The sequence below is a fragment of the Gordonia sp. NPDC003429 genome, assembly GCF_053588575.1.
Genome location: NZ_JBSFQF010000017.1, coordinates 40,113 through 61,729 on the forward strand (window position 1 = coordinate 40,113; position 21,617 = coordinate 61,729).

25 protein-coding genes and 1 tRNA gene are annotated in these 21,617 nt (G+C 65.5%); 11 read left to right on the forward strand and 15 right to left on the reverse strand.

Features of this window, described 5'->3' with window-relative positions; translation table 11 throughout:
• The first annotated feature begins 104 nt into the window (after positions 1–104).
• The 6 genes from ACWDSI_RS17330 to ACWDSI_RS17355 all read left to right on the forward strand — a co-directional run bounded on the left by ACWDSI_RS17330 (position 105) and on the right by ACWDSI_RS17355 (position 5,060).
• Entirely contained in the window at positions 105–1,526 is a 1,422-nt protein-coding gene (locus ACWDSI_RS17330; RefSeq protein ID WP_449745011.1) for an allophanate hydrolase, read from the forward strand.
• A gap of 35 nt (positions 1,527–1,561) precedes the next feature.
• On the forward strand, positions 1,562–2,272 hold the full coding sequence (locus ACWDSI_RS17335) for a cysteine hydrolase family protein (protein WP_449745010.1): 711 nt from the start codon (positions 1,562–1,564) through the stop codon (positions 2,270–2,272).
• A gap of 44 nt (positions 2,273–2,316) precedes the next feature.
• Positions 2,317–3,912 carry a regulator gene (locus ACWDSI_RS17340; protein ID WP_449757272.1) on the forward strand — a complete coding sequence of 532 codons (1,596 nt, stop codon included), beginning with the start codon at positions 2,317–2,319 and terminating at the stop codon, positions 3,910–3,912.
• A 114-nt stretch (positions 3,913–4,026) separates the two neighbouring features.
• A tRNA-Asn gene (locus tag ACWDSI_RS17345) sits at positions 4,027–4,099 on the forward strand.
• Positions 4,100–4,356: 257 nt separating this feature from the next.
• Positions 4,357–4,632 (forward strand): hypothetical protein, encoded by a 276-nt coding sequence (locus ACWDSI_RS17350; protein WP_449757273.1) that lies wholly within the window; start codon positions 4,357–4,359, stop codon positions 4,630–4,632.
• Positions 4,629–5,060, forward strand: coding sequence for a hypothetical protein (locus tag ACWDSI_RS17355; protein ID WP_449757274.1), 432 nt, complete (start codon positions 4,629–4,631; stop codon positions 5,058–5,060). The genes ACWDSI_RS17350 and ACWDSI_RS17355 overlap by 4 nt, the downstream gene beginning before the upstream one ends.
• Before the next feature lie 691 nt (positions 5,061–5,751).
• Here the strand turns inward: ACWDSI_RS17355 and ACWDSI_RS17360 are convergent.
• The 15 genes from ACWDSI_RS17360 to ACWDSI_RS17430 form a co-directional block, all read right to left on the reverse strand.
• Positions 5,752–6,228: a phage protease gene (locus tag ACWDSI_RS17360; protein ID WP_449757275.1), complete on the reverse strand. Its 477-nt coding sequence runs from the start codon at positions 6,226–6,228 to the stop codon at positions 5,752–5,754.
• A gap of 17 nt (positions 6,229–6,245) precedes the next feature.
• On the reverse strand, positions 6,246–7,127 hold the full coding sequence (locus ACWDSI_RS17365; RefSeq protein WP_449757276.1) for a major capsid protein: 882 nt from the start codon (positions 7,125–7,127) through the stop codon (positions 6,246–6,248).
• Between the two features lie 11 nt (positions 7,128–7,138).
• Positions 7,139–7,519: a capsid cement protein gene (locus ACWDSI_RS17370; RefSeq protein ID WP_449757277.1), complete on the reverse strand. Its 381-nt coding sequence runs from the start codon at positions 7,517–7,519 to the stop codon at positions 7,139–7,141.
• Between the two features lie 10 nt (positions 7,520–7,529).
• Entirely contained in the window at positions 7,530–8,060 is a 531-nt protein-coding gene (locus ACWDSI_RS17375) for a hypothetical protein (RefSeq protein WP_449757278.1), read from the reverse strand.
• Between the two features lie 28 nt (positions 8,061–8,088).
• Complete coding sequence (locus ACWDSI_RS17380) at positions 8,089–8,484, reverse strand: helix-turn-helix domain-containing protein (protein ID WP_449757279.1); 396 nt, start codon at positions 8,482–8,484, stop codon at positions 8,089–8,091.
• Positions 8,481–8,837, reverse strand: coding sequence for a hypothetical protein (locus ACWDSI_RS17385; RefSeq protein WP_449757280.1), 357 nt, complete (start codon positions 8,835–8,837; stop codon positions 8,481–8,483). Before ACWDSI_RS17385 ends, ACWDSI_RS17380 begins: the two co-directional genes overlap by 4 nt.
• A 321-nt stretch (positions 8,838–9,158) precedes the next feature.
• The gene (locus tag ACWDSI_RS17390; protein ID WP_449757281.1) at positions 9,159–9,632 is read right to left on the reverse strand and encodes a hypothetical protein; all 474 of its coding nucleotides are present in this window, start codon (positions 9,630–9,632) and stop codon (positions 9,159–9,161) included.
• Positions 9,629–10,750, reverse strand: a complete 1,122-nt coding sequence (locus ACWDSI_RS17395) for an AAA family ATPase (protein WP_449757282.1) — start codon at positions 10,748–10,750, stop codon at positions 9,629–9,631. Before ACWDSI_RS17395 ends, ACWDSI_RS17390 begins: the two co-directional genes overlap by 4 nt.
• On the reverse strand, positions 10,747–11,028 hold the full coding sequence (locus ACWDSI_RS17400) for a DUF2742 domain-containing protein (protein WP_449757283.1): 282 nt from the start codon (positions 11,026–11,028) through the stop codon (positions 10,747–10,749). The genes ACWDSI_RS17395 and ACWDSI_RS17400 overlap by 4 nt, the downstream gene beginning before the upstream one ends.
• Positions 11,025–11,162 carry a DUF6011 domain-containing protein gene (locus ACWDSI_RS17405; RefSeq protein WP_449757290.1) on the reverse strand — a complete coding sequence of 46 codons (138 nt, stop codon included), beginning with the start codon at positions 11,160–11,162 and terminating at the stop codon, positions 11,025–11,027. Before ACWDSI_RS17405 ends, ACWDSI_RS17400 begins: the two co-directional genes overlap by 4 nt.
• Positions 11,163–11,370: 208 nt before the next feature.
• Positions 11,371–11,571, reverse strand: coding sequence for an excisionase family DNA-binding protein (locus ACWDSI_RS17410; protein ID WP_449757291.1), 201 nt, complete (start codon positions 11,569–11,571; stop codon positions 11,371–11,373).
• A gap of 565 nt (positions 11,572–12,136) precedes the next feature.
• Complete coding sequence (locus tag ACWDSI_RS17415; RefSeq protein ID WP_449757284.1) at positions 12,137–13,297, reverse strand: tyrosine-type recombinase/integrase; 1,161 nt, start codon at positions 13,295–13,297, stop codon at positions 12,137–12,139.
• Positions 13,298–14,110: 813 nt separating this feature from the next.
• Positions 14,111–14,956 carry a DUF2510 domain-containing protein gene (locus tag ACWDSI_RS17420; RefSeq protein WP_449747234.1) on the reverse strand — a complete coding sequence of 282 codons (846 nt, stop codon included), beginning with the start codon at positions 14,954–14,956 and terminating at the stop codon, positions 14,111–14,113.
• Positions 14,957–15,316: 360 nt separating this feature from the next.
• Entirely contained in the window at positions 15,317–15,511 is a 195-nt protein-coding gene (locus tag ACWDSI_RS17425; RefSeq protein WP_449747233.1) for a hypothetical protein, read from the reverse strand.
• Between the two features lie 59 nt (positions 15,512–15,570).
• Positions 15,571–16,125: a dihydrofolate reductase family protein gene (locus ACWDSI_RS17430; protein ID WP_449747232.1), complete on the reverse strand. Its 555-nt coding sequence runs from the start codon at positions 16,123–16,125 to the stop codon at positions 15,571–15,573.
• A 70-nt stretch (positions 16,126–16,195) separates the two neighbouring features.
• Here ACWDSI_RS17430 and ACWDSI_RS17435 point away from each other — a divergent pair, with 70 nt between their 5' ends.
• The 5 genes from ACWDSI_RS17435 to ACWDSI_RS17455 all read left to right on the forward strand — a co-directional run bounded on the left by ACWDSI_RS17435 (position 16,196) and on the right by ACWDSI_RS17455 (position 21,547).
• Positions 16,196–16,828 carry a hypothetical protein gene (locus ACWDSI_RS17435; RefSeq protein ID WP_449757285.1) on the forward strand — a complete coding sequence of 211 codons (633 nt, stop codon included), beginning with the start codon at positions 16,196–16,198 and terminating at the stop codon, positions 16,826–16,828.
• A 112-nt stretch (positions 16,829–16,940) separates the two neighbouring features.
• Positions 16,941–17,810, forward strand: a complete 870-nt coding sequence (locus ACWDSI_RS17440; protein WP_449747230.1) for an enoyl-CoA hydratase-related protein — start codon at positions 16,941–16,943, stop codon at positions 17,808–17,810.
• Positions 17,807–19,444: a fatty-acid--CoA ligase FadD5 gene (gene fadD5 / locus ACWDSI_RS17445; protein ID WP_449747229.1), complete on the forward strand. Its 1,638-nt coding sequence runs from the start codon at positions 17,807–17,809 to the stop codon at positions 19,442–19,444. Before ACWDSI_RS17440 ends, fadD5 begins: the two co-directional genes overlap by 4 nt.
• Before the next feature lie 103 nt (positions 19,445–19,547).
• Complete coding sequence (locus ACWDSI_RS17450) at positions 19,548–20,678, forward strand: NDMA-dependent alcohol dehydrogenase (protein WP_449747228.1); 1,131 nt, start codon at positions 19,548–19,550, stop codon at positions 20,676–20,678.
• A gap of 59 nt (positions 20,679–20,737) precedes the next feature.
• Positions 20,738–21,547, forward strand: a complete 810-nt coding sequence (locus tag ACWDSI_RS17455; protein ID WP_449757286.1) for a serine hydrolase domain-containing protein — start codon at positions 20,738–20,740, stop codon at positions 21,545–21,547.
• The last annotated feature ends 70 nt before the right edge of the window (positions 21,548–21,617 follow it).

Consider the following 21,617-nt stretch of genomic DNA (forward strand, 5'->3'; position numbering starts at 1 on the left):
ATCACGGTCGCGTGCTGTCCACACTGTGAGCGGTGTGACATCCGCTAACACAAATGACACACACGCGTACCGCAGATGCCACGATTCTGTCGACAATCGACGGTATGAGTCATTCACCAACGGGTCCCACCACCGGTCCGACGGTCGCCGAGATTCTCGAAGACCACCTCAGCGGGGGCGGCTCACCGAGCCGGACGGCCGGCCGGGTGGCCGACGCGATCGCCGCGCGTGGCGATGACGGCACGTGGTTGTCGACGGTGCCGCGTGAGGAACTGATGCTCGCCGCTGCCGAACTCGAAAACCGTCCGGGGGCACGGGCGCTGCCGCTCTACGGTGTGCCCTTCGGGGTCAAGGACAGCATCGACGTCGCCGGAGTGCCGACCACCCTCTCGTGTCCGGACTATGCCTACGTCGCCGACACGACGGCCCCCGCGGTGCGGCGACTACTCGATGCCGGGGCGCTGTACGTCGGCAAGACCAACCTCGATCAGTTCGCGACAGGACTCAACGGCACCCGGACCCCCTACACGGTTCCACGCAGTGTGTACGGCAACGAGATGATTTCCGGCGGATCGAGTTCCGGATCAGCGCTCGCCGTCGCCCTCGGACAGGTTCCGTTCGCGGTGGCCACCGACACCGCCGGATCGGGGCGGGTACCCGCGGCGCTCAACGGGATCGTCGGCTACAAGCCGTCCCGCGGACTGATCAGCACCGTCGGGTTGGTGCCCGCCTGCAAGTCCCTGGACTGCATCACGATGATGGCCGGCGGTATCGACGACGTGGACCGGGTGATGGCGGTGATGGCCGGGCGCGACGACGCCGACCCGTGGTCGCGGGATGCCGGCCCGGCGTTCGCCGCCGGATCGATCAGGGTGGGGCTGCCCCCGGTCGAGGAGTTGGAGTTCTTCGGCGACGAGGCCATGCGGGAGTCGCACCTGGCTTTCCGAAAGAGCCTGACGCAGGCGCGATTCCCGGTCACTGTCGACATCGTGGACGTCTCACTCGAGTCGTTCCTCGCGGCCGGTGAACTCCTCTACTCCGGGCCGTGGGTGGCCGAACGTCTCGTCGTGTTCGCCGACTTCCTCGCCGAGCACCCCGACTCGATCCACCCCGTGGTCCGCGACATCCTCCGCAGCGGTGAAAAGTACTCGGCGGTTGACGCTTTCGCGGCGATGCAGCGACTACAGGAACTCAAGGCCGAGGTGTCGCGCCTGTGGCAGCGCATGGATGTGCTCGTCGTTCCGACGATCGGACGCACATTCACCGTGGAGGAAGTGCTGTCGAACCCCGTCGGCGCGAACACGATGCTCGGGCACTACACCCATTTCGGCAATCTGCTGGACCTGCTCGGTGTCGCGGTGCCGCAGGGCATCACCTCCGATGGCCGTCCCCACAGCGCGATGCTGCTGGGCAACGCACTGTCCGACGACACGGTGCTGCAGTTGGCGGCCCATCTGCTCGACGAACCCCGCAGTGTTCGCGGACACCCGGCCGATAACACCGCAACACAACCGATCTCGTCCTGATCGCGCTGTTCACTCCCCACCATCGAGAGGAATCCATGTCTGACAGCATCATTGCGGCAGAACCCGCACCCTTCCACCTCGACATCGACCACACCGCACTCGTCATCATCGACATGCAACGCGATTTTCTGCTGCCGGGTGGCTTCGGCGAGACCCTGGGCAACGACGTGAGCCGATTGCAGCGGGTGGTGCCACCGTTGGCGACGCTACTCGAGGCCGCACGCGCCGCCGGAATGCTCGTGGTCCACACCCGGGAGGGTCATCTCCCCGACCTCTCCGACTGTCCGCCGGCAAAACTGAACCGCGGCGCACCAAGCAAGCGGATCGGAGATCCCGGCGCGTTCGGCCGCATCCTGATCCGTGGTGAGTACGGCCACGACATCATCGACGAACTCGCTCCTCGAGACGGTGAGATCGTGATCGACAAGCCGGGTAAGGGTGCGTTCTACGCCACCGACTTTGCAAAGGTGCTCTCCGACAACGGAATCACTCAGCTGCTGGTAACCGGCGTCACCACCGAGGTGTGCGTCCACACCACCACACGCGAGGCCAACGACCGCGGCTACGAATGCGTGGTGATCGCCGACTGCGTCGGCTCCTACTTCCCTGAGTTCCAACGCGTCGGGTTGGAGATGATCGCCGCGCAGGGCGGCATCTTCGGCTGGACGGCCCAGAGCGCGGATGTGATCGCCGCGCTGCGCACGCATTCCCCGTCCGCCTCGACCGCCACTGCTGCCGCGTCCTGACCCGTCCACCCTCGCAAGCATTCTCCTGTAAAGGATTTCCGACGATGAGCGCTACCACCGAAACCCAGTCCTCCGCGCCCTCACCCGAGTCGTCGCCGTTGCGCATCCCGTGGTGGACGCGCGGCGACACCAACGCCTTCTTCGGTCTCGGCTTCAACATTCTGGTCAATGTCTTGACGCTCACCGGGTTGATGATCGCGGTGGTCAACATTCCCGCCGCCGATGTCCTCGGCACGGTGTTGCCCGCGCTCGGCGTCGCGCTGGTATTGGGCAACGTGTACTACACGATCCTTGCGCGGCGTCTTGCACGGAAGGAAGGCCGCACCGATGTGACGGCGCTGCCATATGGGCCCAGCGTGCCGCACATGTTCATCGTCGTGTTCGTCGTGATGCTGCCGGTGTACCTGAACACCAAGGATGCGATGCAGGCCTGGGAGGCGGGTCTGGCCTGGGCGTTCATGATCGGTGTGATCGTGATGATCGGAGCCTTCGTGGGTCCGTATGTGCGCAAGCTGACGCCGCGCGCGGCGATGCTCGGCACGCTGGCAGGCATCTCGATCACCTTCATCTCGATGCGTCCGGCCGGACAGATCTGGGATGCCGCCTGGATCGGCCTGCCCGTGCTGGCGATCATCCTGATCGGGTTCTTCACCGATGTGCGGTTGCCCGGAGGCATACCGGTCGGCCTCGCCGCCCTGCTCGTCGGCACCGCGATCGGCTGGATCGGCGGCTACATGTCGGTGCCGGATCTGAGTCACGCCGTCTCCGACATCGCCGTGGGTATCCCGGACCAGCGTTTCGACATGCTGTTCTCCGGGCTCGGCCATCTGGCGCCGCTGCTGGGCACCGCCATCCCGCTGGGCGTGTACAACTTCACCGAGGCGATGAGCAACGTGGAGAGCGCGGCGGCCGCCGGCGACAGTTACAACCTGCGGAGTGTGTTGCTTGCCGACGGTGCCGGCGCCTGCATCGGTGCGGCCTTCGGTTCGCCGTTCCCGCCCGCGGTGTACATCGGTCACCCGGGTTGGAAGGACGCCGGCGGACGCACCAGCTACTCGCTCGCCAGCGGCGTGGCCGTGGGCATCCTGTGCTTCGCCGGGCTCTTCGGCGTGCTCGAGGCGCTGCTGCCGGTGCCCGCGATCGTGCCGATCCTGCTCTACATCGGCCTGCTGATCGGCGCGCAGGCCTTCCAGGCGGTGCCACGGTTGCACGCGGTGGCCGTTGTCGCCGCGATCCTGCCGAACCTGGCGCAGTGGGGCTCGGGCTTGATCGACAACGCGTTGGCCGCGGCGGGGACCACAGCGGACAAGGTGGGGGGCGATGCGCTGACGTCGGCGGGCCTGGTCTACAGCGGTCTGCGGACGTTCGGTGAAGGTGCGGTGCTGGTGGGACTGGTGCTGGGTGCCATCGTGACGTTCATCCTGGAGAAGAAGTTCCACTTCGCCGCGATCGCCTGCGGCGTGGGTGCGGTGCTCTCGTTCATCGGACTCATTCACGCCTCCGAGGTGTCGTGGGCGGCCAATCCGGAGGTGGCCCTGGGCTATCTGTTCTTCGGCATCGTGTGCATCGCCTACTGGTTCCTGCCGAGCGCCCGCACACCGGTCACGGTGAACGAGGCGGATGTGGTCGCCGGGCACTGAACCGTACGATCAGCCGTTTTGTTCTCCGGCCCACCGATGCGCTAGAGTCAGCGTTCGGTTCTGATGGACTCCGACACCCCCGCTGGGTCGCGGTTCATCCGGGCCGGAGAGCAATCCCCCATAGCTCAATTGGCAGAGCATTCGACTGTTAATCGAACGGTTACTGGTTCGAGTCCAGTTGGGGGAGCAAGTAAACCGCCTGGTCACAGGCGGTTTTTTGTATTCCAGTGCACGTTGCGTGCCAGATACGTGCCAGATGCCGGGTGAAAAGACGGCCCCGGTCGGTGGTGACACACCTTCCGAGGCCTCGACACACCGGAGGTCTGATCCGATGCACCGTCATCACACCCTATCCGCCGATGTCGTCACGGTCCTCGTGGCACTCGGCTTCTACCTTGTTCCTCTCGCGGTGTTGCGGCTCTGCGTCGAGCTGGGGTGGCACGCATGAACGAGGTCACCGAAACCCGCAGCAACGGCGAGATCGCCACAACCCGCACCGTCGCCACGCTCGACATGTGTTATGGCCACCGCATGGTGGTCGAGTATGTGCATCTGCGTGACAGCGGCAGCGGCCAGGAGTGGAACAACATCTACGCGGTGCGGGTCGTCGGCGAGACCCGCACCGACGTCCTTGAGTTGGACTGGCGTCAGGCACTCGCGATCGGGGCCGCTCTGATCGACGCCGGACTGATGGCAGCCGATGCGGAGACACAGCAATGAGCGCCGCGAGCAGGTTCACCAGTCGTGACGATGCGGTCGCGGAAGTTGTACGGGCCATCGAGGCGTCGGGTGTCGTCGCCGACGCCTGGGCCGAGTACGACGTACCCGCCATCTGTGACGCGGTGATCGGCACCTACGCCACCGGATACGCCCAGACGGTCACCACCGACGAGTTCTGGGCGTGCGTGCAACGTCATGTGCTGTTCGTGGCCGATCCGGGCCGCAAGACGGTCGAGCAGATGATCGCCCACGCCTGGGACGTCGCCGAACGTGCCCAGAACGGCGGGGTGCCGCGTCCGCTCATCGAGGCACTCACCACGGCCATCTGGCGGGTCGAGGATCACCTCGACCACGGCAACGGGGACCGGGCGGCGTGCGTCATCGCTCTCGCTCAGGCGTCGGTCGTGGTGGGACGGTGCATGGGATGAGCCCCGTCCTCGCGCTCGTCTAAATCCTCTCGCGGTGCTGGGCACCGCAACAGCCTTTGACGGATCAACCGTTGTGGTCATCACAACGGTTGCCGGGTTCGACCCCCGGCGAGGGCACTCAGCGCGCGTAACCGACTCCCCGACCTCGCGCCCGTCGTCATCGACCAGCTCGACGTAAACCAGCGGTCAGCACGTAGCCCAGTCCTCAGCCGTGCTCTGAGGCCACCACTCGCGTCGTCGCGAAACGAGAGCAGGTGCCAGATGGTTACCGCCTTGCCCTCGGGCCAGGTGGCAATCGGTGCTGGCCTGACGCGATCAAGGGCTCGGGTTCGTGGGTCGGTCCGGGATGGGGTTCAACGCGCGGCCACCCGCAAGGGTGTCCATCGGCGGTGAGAGCCAGTACCCAAACCCGAACCGCTCCCCAAACGGCCGCTGAACAGCCTCTTTCGTGGGCATTCTTCCCGGGGGAGAGAGATTTCCTGACCACCACGGCGGGTCAGGTGGGGGGTGGGGGTCGGATTTTTTTCGGGGGTGGGGCACCCGGGGAGGGGTGCAGCCCCGCGCCGGTGGTGGCGCGGGGCTGCGGTGTGGGTGGCCTCCGCCAGGGGCGTGTCTGGCGGGCCGAGGTGGCCTCCCACGGGCGGTGGACTCGCTGGGTGAAAGGAACGAAGCCCCGGCGAGTCCTACCGGGTCAGCGGAACCATGCAGGTGTGTCGGTGAGGTCGTCGGTCTCGTGGCCGTGGCCGATTTCGTTCATGGGTGCGGCGGTTTCGTTGGGGACGCCGGCGAGGACGTCGGCCATCCCAGGGTCGGCGGTGATGAGGTTGACCCAGTGCGCGCGTCGTGCGGGCGTGATCTTGCCGTGTTGGATGGCGTGGTCGACGGCGGTCTCGACCTTCGCGCGGGCGGCCGCGGCCTTGATCTGGCGGCCTTCGTCGGCGTCTGCGTGCAGTTGGGTGAGGGTGTCGGCGTCGATGACGGTGAGGCCGAGTCGGCCTGCTGCTGCGGCGATCTCGGAGGGCTTGGTGTCGGCTCCGTCGCCACTCTTCTCGGCCTTGGCCAGGTCGTCGATGACGGCGAGTATCGCGTCGATGTCGGTGGTGTCGATGGGCAGGCCGAGGAGCTCGAGGAGCGTGGTGGTCTGCGCGTCGGTCAGTGTCAGTGCCATGGGTCTGTCTCCTCGGGTCAGCCGGCGAGGCCGGTGATCTTCTTGGCGGCGTAGGGTCGGTCGACGGCGAACGCGGGTACGGCGTAGGCCTGCACCCAGCGGGAGCGGGTGGAGCGGTCGTCCCACACGTCGACGGTCAGCGGGGCTTCGAATCCGACGGTGCCGACTTCGCCGGCCTGGATGGCCCAGCCGGTTCCGGCGGTGACGCGCGGGTTGGCGAACAGTTCTACGCCGGCGGATTCGAGCATGGCGGCCAGCCCGTCGCCGTAGGCGACGCGCAGGTTGTGCGCCTGGGTGGGGTGCAGCACCAGCATGTTGTGGCGCACGCCGAGCTCTTGGAGGTCGGCGGCGAGCTGCGCAGCCGAGAGGTCGGCGGTCGGCAGGGACGCCGAGGCGGTGAGGGTGGCCGGATCGCCGACGGTGACGAGGTTGGACCAGTCGTGTCCGATGAATGTGTTGCCCGCGTCGATCGCCGCGGTGACGGCGGCCATGGCGGCGACGTCGAGTTTGTGGGCGATGGTGTTGGCGAGCTGGGTCGTCTGCTGGTCGAGGTAGCTGACGTTGTTGCGGGTGATCTGCTCGTCGAAGATCTGGAACTTGCCACCCCAGTCCTCGACGACAGCCAGCTTCGGGTCGGGGTCGACTCCCTCGACGATGCGGTATTCGTTTCCGGGGGAACGCTTCTCGACGTCGGAGGAGTAGAAGTCGGAGGCCTGCACCACTGAGTAGAGCATGCCGCCACCGGTGACGGGGGCGCCGAGGTTGTGGAAGAACTTGGGCAGCAGCAGCTGCTCGTCGGCGAGCCGCGCGATTTGGTCGCGGATCAGGCTGGGTTGCTGCAGGGCGTAGTCGACGGTGAGTCGGCGGCCGGAGAGTTCGGGGATGAGCGCGTTGGGCATGGCGGGTTCTCCTACTGGTAGAGGTGGATCTCGGCGTCGGCGCCCGAAGCGGCGCCGGTCAGGGCGTAGCCGACTGCGACTCCGGAGGCCTTGGTGACGGCGGTGCCGTTGGCGCCGACTTCGACTTCGGCGAACGCGGCGACTGCTCCGCTGGTGGTGACCTTGACGACCCCACCGCGGGCGACGCCGAACAGGGCGCCGGTGGTGGCGTCCTCTTTGGCGACGCCGACAATGCGGCCGGCGGCGGTGGCGTGTGCGGCCGACAGTGATCCGGTGGCGGTGCGGTTGCCGGTGATGGCGACGAATCGGCGGGCGGTGACTGCGGCTGAGGCGGCGGCGGTGACGTCGACTCCGGGCGCGTACACGCGAGGGTTGGCCAGTGTGGTGGACATGGGCGGTTTCCTATCTGTTGAGGCGGCGACGACGTGCAGCGGCAGCGACGACGATGGTGCGGCGGTGTCGGTCGGCTGGGGTGAGGCGGGCGACGACGAGGCGACCCCGGCCGGCACTCGCGGTGACCAACTCCTGCAATGAGGCCAGCGTCGTGACGGCGGGTCGTTCGGCGCCCAGCAGCGCGACCGCGGTCAACACCAGCGGCCACGTGCGGCCGTCGGGGCCGGCGAAGTCGCACAGCGCCTCGACGGAGCGGTCGGGGTAGTGGGTGGGCATAGCCGCCGCCAGCCACGCGGGCACGCCGACGAGATCACCGAGCAGAGTCTCACCGTCCACGCGCAGGTTGTCGATGTGCCCGAACGCCGGTTCACCGTCGAACCGCGGGTCGGTGTGGCCGAGTTTGACGACCGGACGGCGCAGCACTCTGGCCTGGTGGGCGTCGACGGCGGCCTGCAGGTCGGCGGCCGTGGGTGACCAGGTGCCGGTCAGCGTGTCCCAGTGACCGACCTTGGCGAGTTCGACGTCACGAACCGTGGTCACCTCACGGTGATTACCACCGCAACTGTGGTCAGGCCGTGTCGGCCAGTCGCACGATCTGCTCCGCCGGATATACCCACCGCCCACCGGCACGATGAGCGGGCAGTGTTCCTCGGCGCGCCCTGTCGCGGACGTTGTTTGCGGTGCAGCCGAGGATCGCTGCGGCCTCCGGTGAGGTGATCCATCCATACACCGGATCATCATCTGAATCAGGCTGCTGCAGTGACCGACTGGCGCTCGCACTCACGTTTCGTGTTGCGGCACTGGTGTTTCCGACAGCCTTGGCGATCCGTTCGGTGATCATGTCGAGTTTCGCCGACGGCCGGGTGTTGTTGGCGCGCAACTGCTGGCGCAGCAACTCGAGCGCGCGGGCGATGTAGTCGGCGTCATCGGCGGTCAGGAACACGCCGGTGAGTGGTTCGATCATCGTGGTCCACGCTCGGGGTCATCGGGTATCCCATACAGCCTCGTGAGCAGGCCGACGAGCTCGGTGGGTTCCTCGGCGCCGGCGGGTAGATGCGACAGCGCCCAGAACAGCGGTCGGGCGATCTCGGCCATCGTGGCGTGCTCGGTCAGGGCAAGATCGGTCAGAGCGTCGTTGTATCCGAGGACGTCACCGCGGGTGCCGTGGAGCACCAGGGCAACGGTTGCCCGACGGATCCGCAACGTGCGCTGCGCCTGCCGCGGGTAGTCGGCCACCCGGTCGGCCTCGTAGGACTGATGCTCGTCGGCGCCCGGGATCTCGTCGCTCGGGAAATCAGGGTGAGGGGTGTCGTTCATTGTGGTGTTCCCTTCCGCGGTTCGGTTCGGGATTAGCCAGTGAGCCTAAGTTCGACATCGAGCTGGAGGAGTTGGCTCTCCCTCGGCTGCGAATATCCCGATCTGAATCCGACCATCGAAGTCGAAGACCGGGTCGTATCTCCAGTACTTCAGGTCAGGTTGGGAGTGCGTTTCAGTCATCGCGATGACTCCTTATCGGGTTCAGCCGCTCGCGGGCCTCATCGACACGCATGCGGTAGTGATCCACCCCGAGCTGAAGATGGATCGGCAGCAGCTCATCGAGACGCGCAACTCTCGCGCGCATCCGCCGGGCCGCCTGTCTCACCGGACGACCTCGAGGCGGGTGGCCGGTGGGAGGTCGTCGACACGCACAGCGCAGGGCCGGTCGTCCACCCACACGCGGTATCCGCCCCGGTCGTGGGCTCCGGGGTCGATGGGCAATCGGCCTTCGAGCACGAGTCGCCAGTCCCCGTCGAACACGACGCCGTCGCGGGCGGCGTATTCGATGTGTGCCCAGTCGGGGTCGGCGGCCCACACGATCACGAACGTGACGCCGTCGACGATGGGGACTTGTGAGCGGATCGGCCGGCCATCGCTGTAGCGGGTGAACTCGCGGAGTGCGGCATCGAGTGGCGTGCTGGCGTCGGCGATGCGGCACAGTTCGAGACTGCTGTCGGTGTCGATGGCGTCGCCCATGGCGAGTTGGTCGATGCCCCAGTCGATCGCGTCGTGGCAGTTCCATGCCGCTTCGATGAGGCGGTCGGTGGCGCGGTTCGGTGAGAGGTTCAGTTTCATGGTCGGGTCTCCTTGAGGAAGTGGACGACGTTCGTCTGTGATGGGGTGTCTGTTGTGTCTGTTTGTCTGTTTGTCTGATCTGTTTCAGACACTTCAGACACAGAAGACAGGGGTTTGTAGACACCGCGGCTCACCTTGTCGATGAGTCCATCGGAGTACATGCGGCGCAGATACGTCCCGGCGTCGTTCGCGGAGATGTCGAGCCACGTCGACAATTCGAGCGGCGTCGTCGTCTTCCGGCCCTTCACGTACTCAAGGGCCTTGAGCGTCCGATCACCCTTGTTGCCGCGCTCACGGCGGCTCTGGGCATCACTCGACGCCTGGGCAACGCTCGGACTCGACAGCCGCCATGTGCCGTTGTCCATCACGAGAGCCAGCTCGGCCTCGTCGACGTCGCGGCCGGTGATGTGCAAGATGCCTTCCTCGGACTGACGTTTCCGTGCCAGCACGAGCACGAAGTCGGCGGCACCGGCCAAACCGTTGGTGCCGCTCACACTGTCGACGAAATCGTCGGACTCCATCTTCCTGGTGTGGTGGACGCCGACGAGCGAAGAGCCGGGGTGATCGTCGACGATGCGTTTCAGCGCGGAGCCGACCGCGTAATCGGCGTGGTAGCTGTCCTCACTCGCTCGTCTCGGTGGGCGTACCTTGCCGATGGTGTCGAGGAACACCACGGGTTTGCGGCCCTTGTGGCGTTCCATGAACGCACGGATGACCGCAGTCACCGAGTCACCGGCCAGGCCGGTCAGCGAGTGCATGTCACGTGGGATCGGTTGGTTGGCGAGTAGTTGCCGATACCGGGCCTGGAGTCGCCGGTGCGAATCCTCTAGAGCGAGATACAGGCACGGCCGCTGAGCTACGTCGATGTAGCCCAACGCTTTCCCGCCACTGGCACATGCGAGCCCGGTCCCGGCGACGAGCCACGACTTGCCGGCCTTCGGCGGCGCGGCGAGCAGACCAAATCCCTCGGGAATGACCTGGGGCACCGTCCACTCCAGCGGCGCGAACACGCGCTTGTCGAGGTCGTGGCCGTCGATGACATTCCGCAGTGGGTGCGGATCACCGTTCTCGTCGAGAAGCACGCCGTCGTCGCTGTAGTTCTCTCCGTAGCCCATCATGCAACCACCCGCTTCGCCCACGGGTTCGCCGCCAACCAGGCTCGGCGCTGAGCAATCGAGCGACCCACCTCGCCCCACGGCAGAGCCTCAGCGACCACCAGTGCCGCCGACTTCGTGACCCGCTTCTCGGCGAGCGCGTCGAGTTCTTGGATGAGCACGTCACGCACGCCGGCGGTGAGGATTGCATGGAACTGCGCTCTGTCGATTCCCTCGGGGAGCGGCATGTCTAGCAGCCGGGAGCGCAACGACAGTGCGTCCGTGTAGGACACGTCAGTCACGGGTTGCTCACCGCCTTGCGCCGGCACGCTGGTCCGACGCCGAGGGCCCGCGAACGGCGGGAGGTCAGCGGAGCACCGCAGCGCCGGCACCGCACAGCCAAGACGAACGTGCCGTCCCGCAGAGCGGCCAACATGAGCTTGTCGGCTGGGTCGAGATACGCCTCGAGATTGATAGACTCAACATCGAGATTCGCGCCGCCAGCAGGATCTTTCCGAACCCCGCCGTTGCCCGCGGCGGGGTTTCGCTTCGAAATCACTCGACGTCACCGCCGATCGCGTCCGCCTGGAACTCGTCGTCGATGAGATCCGCGTGATTCTCGAACTGTTGGTAGTCGGGGTCGCTCATGCGGCACCGCCGAACGGTTGCATCGACTCGTCGACCTCGTTCAGGTCGACTCGGACCAGACGGTTTCCGTTGCGGTATCCGGTGATCCGTCCGTCGGCGATCATCTGACGGATGGTGCGGTCGGTGACACCGAGGTATTCGGCGGCTTCCGCGAGTTTGGCGTAGCGGCGTGAACCGCGGGGTGAGGTATTCGACATGCTGACTCCGGGCAGGTTGAAGTGCCCGAACTCGCATTCGGTGGTGAACTGCTGACGCACGCGGCGTCAACGAGGATGACTATAGCACCGCGACGTTCCGGTTGGCGTGATCGACACTACGGGTCCAGGAGCATTCGTCTGAGCTTGAGAGCGTGGCGTAGTGAGTCGAGGGTGATCGTGACGGACTGGTCGTCGCTCGTCACGGGGAGTAGCGCGAATGCCTGGCGGAATCCGTCGCCGCCTCTCTCTGCATCGTAGTCGGACCACATGCACAGCATCCCGAACACCTCTTGGAGCGAATCATCTTCGGCTGCAACGGAATTGCGGCAGCGGCATGTTGTCTCAAGGTGGACCCGCAACGGGCGCGTTCCGTGCTCGCCTTCAGGGATGGTCCACGTGTCTACCTCGTCGCCGTGTAACCAGGTCATGCGCGTTCGCGCGTCCCTGGTGTACACCCAGCGGGCCTGATCCTCGTCCCACGTGAACCTCTGGACGAGATCGGTCCGTCCTCCGCGTGTCGCGTGGTCACATCTGATGACAATGTCCCGTCGGTTTCGGTCCATCGCTATGTCTCCTCCGGGTCTACGAGCTTCGACAGCGCCTCGGCGATCTTGCGGTCGCGGCCCTTGGCGGCGTGCTGGTAGCGCATGGCCGCCGATACGGTCGAATGACCCAGACGCGCTTGCAGTTCCGCGAGACTCGCGCCCGTGGCGGCGGCGAGGACTGCGCCCGTGTGCCTGAGGTCATGGAACCTGAGGTCGTCGCGCTTCGCAGCCTTGCGGGCTGGGTAGAAGTAGCTGTAAAGCGTTGTGGGCGTGAGGTATCCGCCCTCTGGTGCGGGGAACAGGAGTGCGTCCGCCTTCGGGCGGGTGTACTCGGCAAGGTGCCGCTCGGCGGCAGCGAGCACGTGCGGAGGAATGTGAACGTCTCGGGTGCCGGCGTCCGATTTCGCCGAGTCCTGCATCACGTAAGCAGATTCCTCCGCGTCCCACACCGCACCGCGGGTCACCGACACGACGCCTCCAACGAGCTGGCGCTCACCGTTCTCGTCGGTCTCGTACTCAAGTGTGACGTCGCGTCGGCGTATTTCGATCAGCTCGCCGAAGCGCAGTGCGCACCAGGCGGCGAGCAGCGCCATGAACCGATACCGAGGCGGCATGGTCTCGACGACGGTGGCGAGTTCGTCGATGCTCGCGGGCACCGTGCGCGATCGGCGGCGTGCTGACCCGGCACCTTCGACGCGGCACGGGTTCGCGGTGATGAGTTCGGCGTTGTAGGCGCTCGTCATGATCGTGCGCAGCAGCGAGTACGCGTGAGCCCGCATCGTCGGGGCGTCAGGCAGGAGATGGTCGTGCCACTTCCGGACGTCGGCCGGGGTGATCTGGTCGAGCCGCTTGGCCTTGAACGTCGGCAGCAGGTGAAGGTCGAGCAGCGAGCGGTAGTGATCGCGGGTGCGGATCTTCAGCGGCCGGCCACGCACCAGCCGTGTGCGGAGCCACGTGTCGGCGTAGGGCTCGAACATCGGGGACTCGGCTTGGTCTGCGTCGGTGGGGTTCCACAAGCCGTGGTCGATCTCGCGGCGTCGGTCTGTCAGCCACGCCTCGGCGTCGATCCGCGCCCCGAACGTCTTCGGCGCCTTGTGCTCGGCACCGTCGGGGCCGGTATAGCGGACCTGGTACCGCCCGCTCGGCAGCCGGCGGATGTTCCCGAATCCGCGTTTGCTCACGGTCGCTCCTGTGTGTCGGCGTGCCAGATACGTGCCAGATCAGATTACATCGGCTTCCGTGACATTCCGCGTGGTGCTGGTGTACTGTCGGCCTTGATCGCAGGTCAGGACGTCTAACCCGCTGGTCGCTGCTACAAATCCATAGAGCCCGGTTTACTGGTTCGAGTCCAGTTGGGGGAGCAAGTAAACCGCCTGGTCACAGGCGGTTTTTTGCTTTCGGGCGTCGGCCGCTTGCCAGATTCGTGCAATAGCCGCCAATCATGAGCTCGAGCCGACGGGTGCGGAGCGCCATCAGCCAGCGGGTGTCTCTGCCGTATCGGTAGAGGTTGTTTGCGGCTCAGCGGTGGTACTGGACGCGTCGCCGTCCACGGCGCGGCACTGGTCAGCGGTGTGGGTCTGGAGACACTCTGTCCATTTCCGCTGTCCCTCGGTCCAGGGATCTGATGGACGCTGTCCGACGTCAGGCGCCCACATGTAGTTATCGCAAATGATCGCGTTTCCATCGGGATCGTTGGCACGTACGCCGATCTCGGCGCCGATGCACGGTTCACCCTGCCTGTGGACCGGTCCGCTGGGAACTGTCGTCGTCTCGGTCGTTGTCTCGACTATCGGTGCCGGCACCATCGTGCCGCTGACCTCGTTCGGGGTAGCCGGCACGGAGATACTCGTCGACGAGTAGACCGACGATGTGGCGCCGTCATCCGTGGAGGTGGCACATCCGGCGAGCGCGCACGATGCCAATGCGGCGACCGAGACGATGATCCGCGTTCGCATGGCTGGTGAGTCTTTCGATCGGCGCGTGTGGAAGTGAAGCTATTTGGTGTTACCGGTGACTTCGATGATGTTGACCTCCACAACGGGAGCGGTGACGCTTCCCCCGATTGTTGTGTCATAGGTTTCTGATCCCTTGACTTCTACCCACATCGTCACGAGATCGTCCTCGACGATATCTGCGAAAGATGCCAGACCTGCCTTGGCAATTGTGTTGATGTCCATGTCGTAATAGTCGACCTGGGCTCCGTCGGTATTGACGCGAATCTCGGATGACCCCAGTGCGACATCTGCTTGCACGACACGTCCGTAAATCACATACTTTTCTCCGACATGTGAGTCAGGACTCTTCGCGATGAGCTGCCAGCCGCGCGAGTCCGTGGTTTGGTATGTCGCTTTGTCCAGGCTTTCCGCCCTCTGCTGTTCGAGCTCGCGTTCGGCAGATTCTGCCGCGGCCTGTTGTCGTGACTGCTCCGCGGGGTCGACAGTGGTAGTTGTTGTTGTTGCCACCGCCCCTGCTCGATCTGTCTGCTTCGAACCTGTCACAGAGACGGCCGCGATGACAACGCCGACGACGACCGCGACCGCCACGGCGGCAAGGCCGTACCACAACCACTTGCGCTTCTTGGGGGGCACAGGCGAGTTGGGGGCCACAGGCGAGGGCAGGGGTGTTGGCGACATGTCCGACCCGTCCCGCGCGAGCGATTCCGGGGCCGATTGATTCACCGACGATGTTTCGGCAAAGGGCGATACCGATATCGGCGGCGGCGCCGACACGGTCGTGTGTGTGTTGTTCGTCCACTGGTGTCCATCCCACCAGCGGTAAGTGCCACCGTCGGGGTTTTGAGGATCCGGATACCAGTCAGGCGGCACAGTGGGAGTTGTCACCACGCCCTCCTTTTCGATACTCGCAAATCGAAATGTTTCACGAGCATTAGAACCACACTAGCTCGCCTTTGTGCATCGGCGATATGGGAAAAAGGACCTCATCATCTGTGGCGAAGGTTACGCAGAATGCAATTATTCAGGCACAAAATTGCGTCCGTGCGCTCATCCTCTGGTGGCGCAAATCGGCAGCGCTGTTGATCGCTCGGTTCGGTGCGCCATTGAACTTCGCAAATGGGCCGCAAGTGTGGCGCGCGAAAGAACAAGACCGCCTGAGGTCAGGCGGTCTTGTTACACGCTAAGTCTTCAGATGGCGCAGGTGCGGTGGCAATCGCCACCGACACGTCTTGTCACCGATGTGGTTCAGGAACCGCCCTTGCCGACACCGATCACACCGGCACCGACAACGGCGGCGAGCAGGCCGAAGATCAGGTACAACCATGCCGCGACGCCGCCACCGTAATTCGCGATGTTGCCGATTCCGGCGGCGACGAAGATGAGGCCCATCGCGATCACCAGTCCCGGAATGATGTAGAAGAGCGGTGAACGCGACGACATGGTTCAAACCTCCCGAGGTTGCCACCTCCGTCGGCACCCGACGGAGAACGTCTCGGAGTTTAACCCATGGCACGTCGGTAACGCTCGTAGACCACCCGCTCGGGGAAGACGCGGGTCTCGATCAGCTCCAGTGCGATGTCGGAGGTGACCGGCGGGAGGAACGGTGTTCCACCCCCGACCACGACGGGGTACCGGAAGATCCGCAGCTCATTGACGAATCCGAGCTCGAGCGCCTGCCCGGCCAGCGTCGCGCCGCCGATCTCGACGTCGGCGTCGGTCGCGTCGAGTACGGCGGCAACTTCCTCGGCCACCGAACCCCGCGCGAGTCTCGCGTTTCCCTGCACCGCATCGAGCGTGCGGCTGAACACCACCTTCGGAAGTGCGCTCCAGAGGTCAGCAAACTCATTGCTGGCCTCATCGTGACGCATCGCGGGATCGTTCTCCCACACCAGCATCGCCTCGTACAAGCGGCGCCCGAGCACGGTGGCGCCCAACTCGCGGATGCGTGCGGTGTGAAATGCGAACAGCTCATCGGTGGGCGCCGACCACGCGAATGATCCACGTCGGTCGGCGACGTAGCCGTCCACCGACACGCCCATCGAATACAGAAGCACGGCCTCACCGTACCGATTCGGCGACGGCGGTGGTGACATAAGCCACAGAAGTGGTCGCTACATTGGGTTGATGCCCAAAGTGCGCACCCGGACCGGCGTCGAGGACGATTCGGTTCAGACCGACAGGGTGCCACGCAAGCTCGACGGCGCTGCCGACGCCGGCCCGCGGCGCCGGTTTCGCATAGCCGGCAGCCGCCGACTCTTCGTCCTTGTCGCCTCGCTGGTCACTCTGGTGGCGATCCTGGCGGTCGCGACCGCGGTCCTGGCCTACGAGTACGCACGTGTCGAGGACAGGGTGGCGGCGGCCGGCCCCACCGACGCAGACCGCCGCGCCGTGCTGGATACCGCGAAGCGATACGCGGTACAGCTGACCAGCTACGACCCGGCGAACTATGCCGACCTCGACCGTCGGATTCGCGAGATCTCCACGCCGGAGTTCGCCAAGAGTTACATCGCCTCGTCCGCCGATGCCCGTAAGGGCAACGCAAACGCGAAGGGCGTATCCACCGCCAAGGCCGACAACGCCGGAATCGAGTCGATGACCACCGACAAGGCTGTTGTACTGGTCGCACTTGACCAGACGGTGACCTCATCGGAGATCGCAGCGCAAGTGCCACAAGGTATTCCGTACCAGTCGCGGGTGAAGCTGACCCTGGTCCGACGCGACGGCACATGGCTGCTCGACGACCTGTCGGCGGTGTGAGGGTCCCGCACCGACCCGGTACGCCCAGGAATGTGATCTGCGTCTCAGGTGTGGGTACAGTGGGCGCAGGCCGCGCGGACAACGCGACGGCGATCGAGGGCAGAGGTGACCGATGCCGAGTGCCGAGACGTCGGATGGGGTACGTACCGGGGTCGACGAGCGCGGCCTCGCTCGCATCGAAATCTGTCGTCCGGGCCGGATGAACGCGCTCGACTCCGTGGCGAGCCGAAGCATCATCGACTTCCTGACCCGAAGGTGCACCGGTGAGGACGTGCGCGCGGTGGTGATCGACGGCGCAGCAGGAAGCTTCAGCGCCGGAGCCGACATCCGCGACATCGCAACGGCGCGCACGGGTCCGGCCGGTGGACTCGACGAGGAACAGGCGGCAGCGGTGATCGCCGGAGGCTCAGCGCTCGCTCGTGCGGTACGCCTGGTGCAGGCGCCGGTCATCGCCTCCGTGGACGGACCTGCCGTTGGGATCGGCGCCTCACTGGCGTTCGCCGCAGACCTCGTCTATGCCACCGAACGCTCCTACTTCCTGCTCGCATTCATCAACATCGGACTGATGCCCGACGGTGGCGCCTCGCTGACCGTCGCGGCGTCGATGGGCCGGGCACGTGCCAACCGGCTGATCCTGTTGGGGGAGAAGCTCCCGGCCGCCGACGCCTATCGGGCGGGCCTTGTCAGTGCGCTCGTCGCCGATCGAGCCGCCCTCGACCTCGCCGTCGATGACGCAGCCCGCAAGCTGGTCAACACACCGCCCGCGGCGCTGCGCCTGGCCAAACGCGCCGTCGACGCGACCACGATGGCGGGATTCGGCGATGCGCTCGAACGCGAGACGACCGGGCAGACCGAACTGCTCCAGTCGCCCGAATTCCGCACGGTGATGGCGCATTTCGCCGGCACAGCCACATCCGGGGCCGACACATCCGGGGCCGACACATCCGGAACCGACACAGACACACGGAGGAGATCCCGATGACCGCCACCACCGCCGCAACTGCGCACGACCTCGGTACCGAACCGCTCCGATCGCGACGCAACCACTGGAACAACCAGGTGAACCGTCACGCGTTCATGACTCCCGACGCCCCGGCACTGAAATACCTCGGAGAGGTCACCACGTGGGCGCAGCTCGATCAACGGACCCGCGCATTTGCCGCGGCGTTGCACCGGCGGGGAGTGAGGTTCGGCGACCGGATTCTGGTGCTGATGCTCAACCGCCCGGAGTATGTGGAAGTGGTGTTGGGCGCCAACCTGATCGGTGCCATTCCGGTGCCCGTCAATGTCCGGATGAGTCCGGCGGAGGTTGCTTTTCTGGTGGCCGACAGTGAAGCCGAGACGATCGTGACCGACGCGGTGCTCACCCCGCTGGCCGATGCCGTGGTGTCGGCCACCACCGGGATCGACCGGGTGATCGTCGTAGGCGGTCCGGCCGGCCCCGACCACCTCGACACCGCTCGCCTTGACTATGCCCAACTGGTTGCCGAGGATGCTGCCGACCTGCCGGAGACCGACGTTCCCGAAGACACGGTGGCGCTCATCATGTACACCTCGGGCACCACCGGAAAACCCAAGGGCGCCATGCTCACCCACACGAATATGCAGGCCCAGGCGGTGACGTGTCTGCAGGCGGTGCAGACCCGATCAGACGATGTTTCCGCCGGCGTGGCGCCCCTGTTCCACATCGCGGGCCTCGGTGCGATGGCGCCGTCGTTCTTCATGGGTGCGCTGACCGTGATCCATCCGTTGGGTGCCTTCGACCCCGACGCCATGCTCGACATGTGCGAACAGGAGCGCATCACATCCATCTTCTTGGTGCCCGCACAATGGCAAGCCGTGTGCGCCGCCCAGCTGTCGAGGCCGCGTGACGTCTGCTTCCGCACCATCATGTGGGGTGCAGCGCCCGCATCCGACACCGTGCTCCGCGCCATGAGCGAGGCCTTTCCGGATGCACTGAACGTCGCGGTGTTCGGCCAGACCGAGATGTCACCGATCACCTGCGTGCTGGAGGGAAAGGACTCGCTGCGCAAACTGGGGTCGATCGGACGCGTGGTGCCTGCGGTCACCGCACGTATCGTCGACCCGGCCGGAAACGATGTCGCCGACGGTGAGGTGGGGGAGATCGTCTACCGCGGACCGAACCTGATGGCCGGGTACTGGCGCAATCCCGAGGCCACCGGTGACGCCTTCCGTGGCGGCTGGTTCCACTCGGGAGACCTCGTGCGTCGCGACGAGGAAGGCTTCCTCTACGTGGTGGACCGCGCCAAGGACATGATCATCTCCGGTGGGGAGAACATCTACTGCTCGGAGGTGGAGAACGTCCTCTACGCCCATCCACGGATCAGCGAGGCCGCGGTGATCGGGCGCGCCGACGAACGTTGGGGAGAGGTGCCCGTCGCGGTGGTGGTGACCGACGACGGCGAGGAGCTCGTCATCGACGACCTCCGTCCCCATCTGAATGAGAACCTGGCCCGGTTCAAGCACCCCGCGGAGATTGTCGTCGTGGAGGAATTGCCGCGAAACGCGGGCGGCAAGGTGGTCAAGCCCCGGTTGCGCGAACGTTTCGGCAGCAAAGACAAGGGCCTCGCAGACCGGCACTCGCCGTCGAACTAGAACACGTTCCATTTCCTTGGAAAAGTGACTAGGGTCTCAGTCAGGTGCCCGGGGTGTCGTCGACGCCGAGTGGTGGGCACGTCGGACAAGCGGGAGGGCCTGCATGAAGACCAAGGGTGCATTGCTGCGCGAACTCAACAAGCCGTGGGAGATCGAGGAGATCGAGATCGGCGACCCCAGGGCGCACGAGATCAAGATCCGAATGGAAGCGGCCGGCATGTGCCACTCGGATCACCACCTGATGACCGGCGGCATCCCGATGGCCGGATTCCCGATCCTCGGTGGACACGAGGGCGCCGGTGTGATCGAGGAGATCGGTGAGGGTGTCACCGATTTCGCGGTCGGCGACCACGTGGTGCTCTCGTTCATCCCGTCGTGCGGCAAGTGCCCCTCGTGTCGGAGCGGGTTGGCCAACCTCTGCGACTTCGGCGCCATGCTTCTTCAAGGCGAGGCGGTCTCCGATCACACCTTCCGCATCCACACGGCCGCGGGTGAAAACGTCTATCCGATGACCCTGCTCGGCACGTTCTCGCCGTACATGGTGGTCCACGAGGCGTCGGTGGTGAAGATCGACAAGGACATCCCGTTCGAGGTGGCCGCCTTGGTGGGCTGCGGGGTGCCCACCGGCTATGGTTCCTCGACGCGCAGCGGTGATGTGCGTCCCGGCGAGGATGTCGCGATCGTCGGCGTGGGCGGCGTGGGTACCGCCGCGCTGCAGGGCGCGGTGATCGCCGGCGCGCGCAATGTGTTCGCCGTCGACCCGGTGGAATGGAAACGCGAGCAGGCCATGAAGTTCGGGGCCACCCGCACCTTCGCGTCCATCGAGGAGGCCATGGGAGGAATCGCCGAAGTCACCCAGGGTGGCATGTGTCAGAAGGTCATCGTGACCGTCGGCGAGGTGCACGGCAAGGACGTCGACAGCTGGATGGCCATCACCGCCAAGGCCGGCACCTGCGTGCTGACCGGCATGGGCAACATGCTCGAGACGGACGTGACTCTCAACCTGGCGATGCTGACGCTGCTGCAGAAGAACCTGCAGGGCAGCATCTTCGGTGGCGCCAACCCCAAGCTCGACATCCCGCAACTGCTGTCGATGTATAAGATGGGCAAGCTCAATCTGGACGACATGATCACCCGGCGCTACCGCCTCGATCAGATCAACCAGGGCTATCAGGACATGCTCGACGGCAAGAACATTCGTGGCGTCATCCGCTACACCGACGAGGATCACTGACACGCATCGGCCGGGTGATCGCACCGCCGCGAGCGGCGGGGCCGGTAATGTGATGCCACGTGTCCGTTCTCGATGAACTCGCCGGCTGGCCGGTGGACAATGCCGCCGCAGCCCTGATCTCCCCCGGCGGCGTCGTCGAGTACGGTGACGTCGGTCGCGTCTTCGAACTCGCCTCGGTCACCAAACTACTGGTGGCCGAGGCGGTTCTCGTTGCGGTGGAGGAGGGGGCGATCACCCTCGACGACCCGGCCGGTCCGCCCGGCGCCACCATCGCCCATCTACTCGCGCATGCGTCGGGTTTGGCCTTCGACAGCCGCGAGGTGCAGGCGCCGGTCGGGGAGAAGCGGATCTACTCGAGTGCGGGATTCGAGGTACTCGCCGAGGCCGTGGAGCAGGCCACCGACATCTCGTTCGCGGGATATCTGTCGGAGGCGGTGTGCGCGCCACTCGGTCTCACCGACACCTCGCTCGACGGTCCGGCCGGTCACGGTGCGCGTTCCACGGTGCGCGACCTCACCCGCTTCGCCCAGGACTTGATGGTCTCGACCGGGCTCTCAACGGACACGATCGCGCGGGCGACCAGTGTGTGGTTTCCCGGACTCGACGGCTTTGTGCCGGGGTACGGCAAGCATCGACCCAACGACTGGGGACTGGGCTTCGAGATCCGCTCGCACAAGTCGCCGCACTGGACCGGGACACGCAATTCGCCGTCGACGTTCGGGCACTTCGGGCAGTCCGGGACGTTCCTGTGGGTGGACCCGCAGATCGGCGCGGCGTGCGTCGTACTGACCGATCGTCCCTTCGGCGCCTGGGCCAAACCGCTGTGGACCGATTTCAACGACACCGTCGTGGAAAGCCTGCACGACTAGCGGTTACTCACACCAGTTTCATGAATGCACCCCAGAAACTAGCGCAACACGTACAACATGAGGCACAATT